The sequence below is a fragment of the Curtobacterium sp. MCSS17_008 genome (genome assembly GCF_003234185.1).
In the GTDB taxonomy this organism is placed as follows: Bacteria; Actinomycetota; Actinomycetes; order Actinomycetales; family Microbacteriaceae; genus Curtobacterium.
Genome location: NZ_QKSM01000023.1, coordinates 17,915 through 27,310, shown reverse-complemented (window position 1 = coordinate 27,310; position 9,396 = coordinate 17,915). Strand labels below are relative to the sequence as shown.

General features: G+C 66.5%; 8 protein-coding genes. 3 read left to right on the top strand and 5 right to left on the bottom strand.

The genetic code is table 11. The features are described from left to right. Window positions 1-219: 219 nt before the first annotated feature. A complete protein-coding gene (locus DEJ23_RS14935; RefSeq protein ID WP_111241024.1) occupies window positions 220-1,476 on the bottom strand; it encodes an MFS transporter in 1,257 nt (418 codons plus the stop codon). Between the two features lie 60 nt (window positions 1,477-1,536). Between DEJ23_RS14935 and DEJ23_RS14930 the strand changes: the two genes are divergently transcribed. Further along, window positions 1,537-2,064 carry a CGNR zinc finger domain-containing protein gene (locus DEJ23_RS14930; RefSeq protein ID WP_111241023.1) on the top strand — a complete coding sequence of 176 codons (528 nt, stop codon included), beginning with the start codon at window positions 1,537-1,539 and terminating at the stop codon, window positions 2,062-2,064. Window positions 2,065-2,126: 62 nt separating this feature from the next. On the opposite strand, the gene DEJ23_RS14925 is transcribed toward DEJ23_RS14930, so the two are convergent. Next, a complete protein-coding gene (locus DEJ23_RS14925) occupies window positions 2,127-3,374 on the bottom strand; it encodes a DUF3500 domain-containing protein (protein WP_111241022.1) in 1,248 nt (415 codons plus the stop codon). A 286-nt stretch (window positions 3,375-3,660) separates the two neighbouring features. Between DEJ23_RS14925 and DEJ23_RS16095 the strand changes: the two genes are divergently transcribed. Next, window positions 3,661-4,125 carry a LysE family transporter gene (locus DEJ23_RS16095; RefSeq protein WP_181429289.1) on the top strand — a complete coding sequence of 155 codons (465 nt, stop codon included), beginning with the start codon at window positions 3,661-3,663 and terminating at the stop codon, window positions 4,123-4,125. Window positions 4,126-4,178: 53 nt separating this feature from the next. Here DEJ23_RS16095 and DEJ23_RS14915 read toward each other — a convergent pair whose 3' ends face one another. Both DEJ23_RS14915 and DEJ23_RS14910 read right to left on the bottom strand, forming a co-directional pair. After that, the gene (locus DEJ23_RS14915; protein WP_111241026.1) at window positions 4,179-5,546 is read right to left on the bottom strand and encodes an MFS transporter; all 1,368 of its coding nucleotides are present in this window, start codon (window positions 5,544-5,546) and stop codon (window positions 4,179-4,181) included. A 33-nt stretch (window positions 5,547-5,579) separates the two neighbouring features. Beyond that, the gene (locus DEJ23_RS14910; RefSeq protein ID WP_111241020.1) at window positions 5,580-6,833 is read right to left on the bottom strand and encodes an FAD-binding protein; all 1,254 of its coding nucleotides are present in this window, start codon (window positions 6,831-6,833) and stop codon (window positions 5,580-5,582) included. Between the two features lie 162 nt (window positions 6,834-6,995). On the opposite strand from DEJ23_RS14910, the gene DEJ23_RS14905 reads away from it, so the two are divergent. Then, window positions 6,996-7,931, top strand: a complete 936-nt coding sequence (locus DEJ23_RS14905) for a sugar-binding transcriptional regulator (protein ID WP_111241019.1) — start codon at window positions 6,996-6,998, stop codon at window positions 7,929-7,931. 9 nt (window positions 7,932-7,940) lie between these two features. Here DEJ23_RS14905 and DEJ23_RS14900 read toward each other — a convergent pair whose 3' ends face one another. Beyond that, the gene (locus DEJ23_RS14900; protein WP_111241018.1) at window positions 7,941-9,353 is read right to left on the bottom strand and encodes a sugar porter family MFS transporter; all 1,413 of its coding nucleotides are present in this window, start codon (window positions 9,351-9,353) and stop codon (window positions 7,941-7,943) included. Between the last annotated feature and the right edge of the window lie 43 nt (window positions 9,354-9,396).

Sequence of the window (9,396 nt, the reverse complement as noted above, 5' to 3'; positions counted from 1 at the left end):
TCACCTGGATCGAGGCGACCTATCACCGGAAACGACGGCAACGCGGTCTGGGGAAGTTGACCCCGGTCGAGTACGAGACGATCATCAACCCACAGGTCGCACTCGCGGCCTGAACGAACGAGTCAACCGAACCTGCAGCAGTCCCGCCGGCGGGCAGTGAGCGCATCGGGCGGCTAGCGGATAAAGCATCGGAAGACCGAACTGGGCAGCATCGTGTGCTCACGCGTGTCGTCGTCGGACGATGATGACGGCGGGGAGCGAGAGCAGCGCGAGCACGGCACCGGCGATCGTCAGCCCGCTGTACGTCGTTGCCGCCATGACAATCCCCGAGAGCGCACCGCCGCTCGCACCCGCGATGGCGATGAGGACATCGACGCTGCCCTGCACCTTCGCGCGCTCGTCAGGCGTGGTCGCGTCGATGATCATCGCGGTACCGGCGATGAGCCCGAAGTTCCACCCGAGACCGAGCAGGATCAGCGTCATCATCGATGCAGCAACGGAGGCACCCAGCGTCGCTCCCGCGATGCCTGAGAGCAGGAGCGCGGCTCCGGAAGCAACCGTCATCGTGGTGGTTCCGACGCGGTCGACGAGGGCTCCGGTGACCAGCGACGGCAGGTACATGGCGGCGATGTGGACACCGATGACCATCCCGACCGCCGAGAGCGCGTGGTGATGCATCTGCATGTGCACAGGGGTCATCGTCATCACGCCGGTCATCACGATCTGTGCGACCACCATCGTCAGCGCTCCGGCCACGACTCCGGGGCGTGTGCGGCGAATCGTGGGCGTCGCTGCATCGTGGACGGTTCCCGCTTCCGTCGCGCCGAGCTGACGGGCGAGTCGCAGCGGATCCGGTCGGAGGAGGAGAGCCAGTGCGATGCCTGCCGCGAGGTACGCGGCCGCGGCGAGGATGAACGGTCCGGCGAGTGGGGGGATGTCCCAGGAGTTCGCGAGTCTTCCCATCGGCTCGACGAGGTTCGGGCCGACGACCGCGCCGAGCGTGGTCGACACCATTGCCACGCTGGCCGCGGTCGCGCGGCGGTGTGCCGGGGCGAGGTCGGTGCCGGCGTACCGCGCTTGCAGGTTCGTTGCCGTCCCTGCGCCGTAGACCAGCAGTGAAGCGAACAGCAACGCTGGACTGTCTAGGCGGGCAGCCACGACGACACCGATCGCGCCGACCCCTCCGGCCAGGAATCCGCCACTGAGCCCGGGGCGTCGTCCGTACCGGTTGCTCACTCGTCCGACGATGAACGCGGTGATCGCGGAGCCGAGGGTCAGCACCGCGGCAGGCAGGCCTGCGGCCGCGTCGCCGCCCAGCATGTCCTCCGCGAGCAGCGCGCCGACGGTGACTCCCGCGGCGAGGCCGGCTCCGCCGAGGACCTGTGTCGCGACCACCGCGACCAGTGCCCGCTGCTGCGCTGCAGCTCGGATGACCTCGCGGTCGTTTGGCGTGATGTTCCCCAGGGTGCTCTCCATGGCTGCTTCCGAGTCCTCCGGTCCGTTCCGATGATCTCGTCAGTGTGCTGTCATGGGTCTGTGCCGTTCAACCATGACACCCTCGTCGGGGTCCACCTCGCTCGTGACCTGGCGAACCTGCCCCAGGACGGTGGCTGGACCGACCGCGCCGTCGAACAGGTGCTGCGTGAAGCGTTCGTCCGGGGAGCGGTCGTCGATGCTGCTACCGCCGCCAATCTGATCCAGCTCGCCAGCCGTCTGCGGTCGGTGTTCACGGCGACGGAGACTGCCGCACGGGTGACGTCGGTCAACGAGTTGCTCGCTGAGAGCGTGCGGACGGTCTCGATCGCCGAACACGATGGGCTACCCCTGCACCTGCACTTCGCTTCCCCCGACGGCGACCTCGTCGGTCGTGTCACGGCGATGACCGCCGGTGGTCTCGCGGTCTTCGTCGTGGAAGCCGGCGGTGAGCGGCTCGGCACGTGCGCACGTCAGGGCTGCGGGAACGTGTACGTGGACATCAGCAAGAACTGTCGCCGCGCGTACTGTTCGGCGCGTTGCGGGAATCTGGATGCCGTGCACCGGTACCGCAGTCGACGCCGGCACTGAGATCACGATCACGAGGCGGCCGACGCGGGTCGCGCGTCCGCCGCCTCGCGGGGCGCGAAGCGCTAACTGTTGTCCGGGCCTCCGTCAGCGGGGGCACCGCCGCCGGGTCCGCCGCTGCTCGCTGCCTGCTGCTCGACGCTGTTGGCGTAGTCGTTGGACGGGTCGCGGTAGATGGTATGGACGTGCCCCCAGCCGGAGGTGCTGACACCGTCGATGTCGGCGCCGGCGGATCCGTTCTGTGACTGGAACGCGAGGTAGACGTTCGGGCCGGATATGGAGAAGTTGATGCCGTCGCCGCTCGACATGTCGTACGTGGTCTCGCCGGACCAGGCGATGACGGTGTCGTCGAGGGTTGCCTCGATTTCCGCACGGGTGGTGGCGGCGCTCTGGGCATCGGCCATGCCTGACCAGTTGGCGATCAGATCGAGAAGGAGCTTGCGCTGTTCGTCGGTGAGGTCGGATCCGGAGAGTCCGGTTCCGGTGGTGTAGTCGCAGGTGTCACCGGGGGCGCACATGGTGACCTCGCCGGAGGTGAGGGTCTGTTGCTGCTCGGTGGTGAGGCTGTCGTAGAACGCGAATGCGTCCTCGTAGATGCTCCCGAAGGTCTGCACCTCGTCGCCGTCAGAGTTCTTGTACATGGCCGGCTGCATGCCGAGGTGCGTGGGGGCGAAGGTGATCGCGTCCGAGGAGCCGTCGAGGGTGGCGTTGATGCCGAGGTGGTGGCCACCGAACTGGACCTCGTAGGCGCTGTTGTCGGACGCGTCGCCGAAGAAGGCGATGTAGTACTGGCCGAGGGAGTCCTCGGTGCTGCTGCTGTTGTCCTTCAGGTACTGGTCGCCGCCGATGATGTCGACGACCTGCTGGTAGCCGTCGTCGCTGAGGAGCGCTTCGAGTACCTGCATTGCAGCGACCTGCTGCTCCTCGGTCAGGTCCGCGACGTTGAGGCCAGCACGCTGAACGAACGTGACGGGGAAGTTCGACCAGGACGTGGTCTTCGTCTCGTCGTCGTAGTCGTAGGTGACGGCCTCGACCTGCTCGTCGCTGAGTGTGGCCAGGAACGCCTTCACTGCGGCGGTGGTGTCGTCGATGGTCTCCTCGGTCGTGTCCGCGTCCGACTCGGTGACCTCGGTCGACGCTGCTGCGACCGTCGAGGTCGACGAGGAGCTGCTGCTGGACGAGGAGTTGAGGCTCGAGGAGGTGGATCCGGTCGCGGCACAGCCGGCGAGGGCGATGCCGGCGGCGAGGAGCAGGCTCGACCCGAGGAGGAGCGTGCGGCGGCGGCGCTTGGGAGTGAGCTTGGGCTTCGTCATGGGCAGAACCGTAGAGCGGTACCTGTGCAAATTGAGATGTGCAGAATTTGGGTTCCGTAAGAGAGCACATGGCTGGCCCATGGAAAGTGCACAGCTACTCGCATGCACGCCTCGAGATCTCGAGGAACCGGGCAGTCCCAGCGAGAACTGTTCGATCGGTGATCGGTGATCGGTTATCCCGACCAGCTTCCCTCGTATCGGGGTGGGGTGACGATCACACTGCGCTCCTCGGGTTCGCCGCTGTTGCTGCCGTTCTGACCGTGATTCCGGGCCTGGACACCAGCTGGTGCTCCGCTCGGCACTGACGCAATCGCACCGCCACGCAGCCGTCACGGCGCTCGGGGTGAGCGTCGGCGCGCTGGCCTGGGGTGCTGCCGCCGCGGTCGGTGCGGCCACGCTGTTGGCTGCTTCCAAGCTGGTCTACCGTGCACTGACGATCGTCGGGTCGGGGTACATGGCCTACCTCGGCGTCATACTCATCGTCCGCAGCTTCCGCCACGAGCCCGTCACTCTCGACCAGGCGGCTCCCCTGATGCCGCTGTGGCGGAGCTTCCTCACCGGGGCGTGGACGCGAACCTGCTCAACCCAAAAATCGGCGCGTTCTACGTCGCCACGATCCCGCAGTTCACCCCCGAGGGCGCTTCACACCTCGGGATGGGGCTGCTCCTGGCAGGAGTGCACGACGTCATCGGTCTGCTCCGCCCCATCCGAACCTACAGCAGTCCCTCCTGTTCCCCGCCACCAGCCGTAGCTCACTCGTCCCTTCTGGCCCTAGTCGGTCCTGGGCTTCATCGGTGGGGGTGGTCACTGCGCAATCTCAGGCTCGCGGCGGCTAGTGCGTTGACGACGTGTGCGGCGGGTTCCGATGGATCCAGTCATGCCGGAGACGTCGTTGGCGAAGAACACGCAGACGGCGGCGATGACGCAGGTGAGCGTGAATCCTCCGGCGACGAGCCATGGGTCGCCACCGAGCACGAGCAGGAGTGCGGTGGCTGCCGTCGGCACGTACCCGCCGACGATGGAGGACAACTGGTAGGCGAGGGAGAGTCCGGTATAGCGCACGTCGGTGCCGAAGAGTTCGGAGAAGAACACGGACTGCACCGCGAACATCATCGACGGGACCAGCACGTAGAGCAGGCAGAACGCCAGGATCGCGGCTCCGACTTGGCCGGTGTTGAACAGCCAAAACATCGGGAAGGCGAGGACGGCGCCGAGGATCGCCCCGGTCATGTAGATGCGCTTGCGGCCGACGCGGTCTGACAGCCACCCGTAGAAGGGGACCGCGAAGAAGCTCAGTGCAGACGCGATCAGCATGCCGTACAGCCCGACCTGCGATGACATCCCGACGACTTTGTAGACGTAGTAGATGCCGAAGGCGTTGATGACGTTCGATGACACTGCCTCGCCGAGGCGCGCGCCGAACGCGAGTGCCAGGTTCCCGGGGTACTTGCGGAGCACCGTCACGAGCGGGATCTTGGGTGCCTCGTTGGTCGCTTCGCGGCGGGCGCGTGCTCGTTCGAACTCGGGGCTTTCGCTTACCTTGAGGCGGATGATGAGGCCGACTGCGAGGAGGGCGAACGACAGCAGGAACGGCAGCCGCCAGCCCCAGCCGAGGAGGAAATCCTGTCCGAACGAGCTGACGAGTGCGAACGCCCCGGTGCCGAGCAAGATACCGCCGGGTGAGGCAGCTTGCGGGAGGCTCCCCCAGAATCCCTTCCGGTTCGCGGGAGCGTGTTCAACGACCATGAGAGCGGCGCCAGCGTATTCGCCGCCAATGCCGAGGCCCTGCAGGAGTCGGCAGATCACGAGGAGCGTCGGTGCCCAGAGTCCGATGCTGTCGTAGGTGGGCAGGCAGCCGATCGCGGCGGTACCGAGTCCCATGATGCTCAGGGTGAGAACGAGCATGGACTTTCGTCCGACGCGGTCGCCGAAGTGGCCGAAGATGATCCCGCCGAGGGGGCGGACGACGAATCCGATGCCGAATGTCGCGAAGGCTGCGATGGTGCCGGTGGCTGGGTCGTCGCCCGGGTAGAACAGTGGTGCGAACACCACTGCGGAGGCGGTGCCGAAGAGGAAGAAGTCGTACCACTCCATGAGTGCGCCGACGAAGCTGGCAATCGCCACGGTGCGGACGGAGGTGGGTTTGGTTGCGGTGGTGCTCGGTGTCGTCATCGTCACTGGCTCCTTGTTCGGGTTGATGGATGGTCAGGGTTCGAGTAGCTGCTCGAGCCAGGCGTTGGTGAAGGTGCGTTCTGGGTCGAGCTGGTCCCGGAGCCGGATGAAGTCCGGGAATCGGGGGTATGCCGAGCGAACGTCCGCGGCGGGGAGCGCGCTGAGCTTTCCCCAGTGCGGGCGCGGGGTGAACGGAGCGAGGATCGCCTCGATCGCGACGATCGCCGCGTTCACCGCCTCGGGCCGTTGCTTCCAGGTGATGTGGATGCCCACCGTGTCGCGGCCATGTGCGCCGCTGAGCCAGAGCGGGTCAAGGGACATCGTCCTGACCTCGCTCGACCAGATGAGGTCAGGGGTCAGTCTGGGGCCGCGCGACCGAAGAGCATCGAGTGCCGCCACGGCGTCCGTTCGGGCGAGGAGCCACTCACTTTGCACCTCGTCGCCGAAGCTCGGAGCGTGATCGATCCCGAAGTGCGGGAGCCGGTCGTGCCACAGGCCGACACGGCCGGTGCGGTCGGTAGCTCCGGGCACGTCCGGGAGGCCGGTGGTCGTGCGCTCCGCGCCAGCGATGGTCAAAGCAACAGGAGCAGAGTCGTCGTGGACGACAGTCTTGACCCGGATCGCGCCGTCGTCGCCGTTCCAATCCGGGTTGATGCTGACACTGTGTCCCGCGGCGGTGATGTCGTCGAATTCGGACAGCAGCCGGTCCCAAGACAGACCCCGGTACATGTCCTGCCGCATCCGGAAGGAGGGAACGAGGTCGAGGGTGACCTCGGTGATCACACCGAGCGCTCCGAGACCGACGACCATCCCGTCGAAGTCGTCCGCGCCGCGACGGACGGAGCGCAGTTCTCCGTCCGCCGTCACCATCTGGACCGCTGATACCGCCGCCGAGAGAGTCGGGTTCCGGTCTCCGGATCCGTGCGTGGCAGTAGCGATCGCGCCGCCGACGGTGATGTGCGGCAATGAAGCGAGGTTGCCGAGCGCCCAGCCCGCTCGTTCCAGTTCTGCTGCGACTGCGCCGTAGCGTTCGCCGGCGCACACGCGTGCGGTGCGGCTCGAGGAGTCAATCTCTACCGGGCGGTTCAGTGCGACCGTCTCGAGGAGGACCTCTCCGTCAGCGATGCGGTTGAACGAGTGTCGGGAACCGAGCGCCCGAATCCGCGGAGACCCGGCGACAAGGTCCTGCACTTGTTCGACGGTCGTCGGACGGTGCACCCGTCGCGCACTAAACGTCTGGTTGCCCGCCCAGTTCCGTAGCTCGGTACCGGCTTCGGTGATGGCCATGTCGACGCTCCTTCGCAGTCACTCGATGACGACACAGAAGCACCATTGCTGGTCATATTCACCGCAAATGCGGCTAATGTCTGTGCTGTGGGACGACGTGGTAGGCCGCCGGTAGGACCGAGGGGCAGCGATGGCTCCGCGCTCAGTGCGGCGGATGAGCTCGTGCTCGCGGGGCGAGTGGCGCGAGCGTTTTACCTCGACGAGCGGGCGCAGGTCGACATTGCTGCGGACCTGCAATTGTCCCGTTACCAAGTCGCACGTCTCCTCGCGGTCGCGAAGGCGAACGGGATGGTGCACATCCGGATCACCGCTCCGAGCGGCATAGACCACGATCTCTCGAAGCGTCTCGCCGCGGTGCTCGGTATCGAACGCGCCGTCGTCGTGACACCGATCGACCCGGCTACGGTGGTGGAAGAACTGGGGCGGATACTCGCTCGGGAACTTGAGGACGATGTCGCCGAGGGAGACGTCGTCGGGCTCACCTGGAGCCGCGCGACGATCTCGATGGTCCAGCAGCTCCAGTCGCTCGCGCGGTGCTCGCTCGTGCAACTCGGCGGTCATGTCGAAGGAGTCTCCGGGATGCCCGGAACATTCGAGTTGCTGCTCCGGGCGGCGCAGGTCAGCGCTGGCCGGGCGTTCCCGATCTTCGCGCCGTTGTTCGTCGGCGACGCACACACCGCGCAGACCCTTCGTCAGCAGTCGAGCATCCGGACAGCGCTCGCGCTGCACGATCGGCTCGACGTGGCGGTCGTGTCAGTGGGTAATTGGGCGGCGGGCGGCTCCACGATCTTCGACACACTCCCAGCAGGCATCCGCACCCGGGCACGCGACCGCGGTGTTGTTGGCGAGATCGGGGGGCGGATGTACGACCAGTCCGGGGCACCGGTACCCGAGTTCCTCGATGAGCGGATCATCGGCGCGTCCCTCGAGCAGCTCCGAACGGCGCGGAGACGCATCGCTACGAGCTACGGGGAACATCGCGCTGATGCCACGATCGCGGCAGCCCGGGGCGGTCTCGTGGGCACGCTCGTCGCGGATGTCACCCTTGCGGATGCGGTGATTGCCCGGTGCGCCGAGATCGACGCACCGGGCGAGTAGGCGGAGCTGTCAGGGAAGTGTGGTGTTCGAAGACGTTTCGATCTCCTCGAGGCTGCGTCCCTTCGTCTCGGGAATCTTCCGCCAGACGAAGACAGCGGCGACGGCTCCGAAGACGGCGAACACGATGTACATGACCGTGGCGTTCGACGCGAGGAGCAGCGCCAGGACGAAGGTGAAGACCAGCTCGACGGCGATCTTCGCGGAGGTTGCGATCGAGACGCCGGCGCTCCTGGCGGAGAGTGGGAACAGTTCGGGAAGCATCACCCACATAACGGGACCCCACGTCAGTGAGTAGCCGGCCTTGAACACGGCCAGCGCGACAAGGGCGAGGATCTGACCCGGGAGCGTCAACCAGCCCGTTCCGAAGACGACCGCGACGACGAGCATCGCCGCGCCGAGGATGATCGATCCGCCGATGAGCAACGGCTTCCGGCCGACCCGGTCGACGATCGCGCCCGAGATCAGGGTCGCGGTGACGGACAAGAGTCCGAACCCGACAGTGTTGACCAGTGCGGCGTTCGTGCCAAATCCGAGCTTCTCGAGGATCGTTGGAGCGTAGTAGAGGATCGAGTTGATACCTACGAGCTGCTGCAGCATCGCGAAAAAGACCGCGACGGCGAGAACCGAACGAAGGCCACGAGACCGCACGAGCGCGCCCATCGAGAGCACGCCACGCTCGCCGGTCGGTTCGCTTCGACGCCCTTCGAGCGCGTTGACCTCGTCGAGTTCCCGGAAGGCGATCGCCGCCTCGGTCGGGGGCAGGAGGCCATCGAGCACCGTGCGGGCGTCGTCGCGGCGTCCGCGGAGCATGAGCCAGCGCGGGGTCTCGGGCTGCCGGAGCAGCAGGACGAAGAGCACGAGCGAAGGGAGCGCGGCGATTCCGAGGGAGAACCGCCAGGAAAGGTCCTGCGAGAAGAAGAGATTGATGACGCCGGCGATCAGGATCCCGAGTGCAATCATCAGCTGATTGTTCGTGGCCAGCCGTCCGCGCGACTTCGTCGGCGCCAGCTCGGAGAGGAACGTCGGCACGGTGGCTTCGACCGCGCCCACGCCGAGTCCCGCGACGAACCGCGCGACGAGCAGCAGAACGTAGTTCGGCGCCGCTGCCATGCCGATCGCTGCCACGGCGAGGATCACTGCGCTGATGACCAGCGTGCGCTTGCGCCCGAGGGACTGCGCGACCCATCCCGAGACGACGCTACCGATCACCGCACCGATCAGAATGCTGGTGATGATGAGTCCTGTCTTGATGGCGTCGAGATCAAACTCAGGAGTGATGAAGAGCATGGCGCCAGCGATGATGCCGGTGTCATAGCCCACGAGGATGCTGCCGAACGCCGCGACGAAACCGGCGGAGCGGCGTCGCCGGGCACGGTCTCGTTCAGTGGTGGGTGTTGTCGTCGACACGGTGGGTGTCACCATTCCGTCGCCTCCTCGCGATGGCCCTGCCGGGTTGCAGGGGACT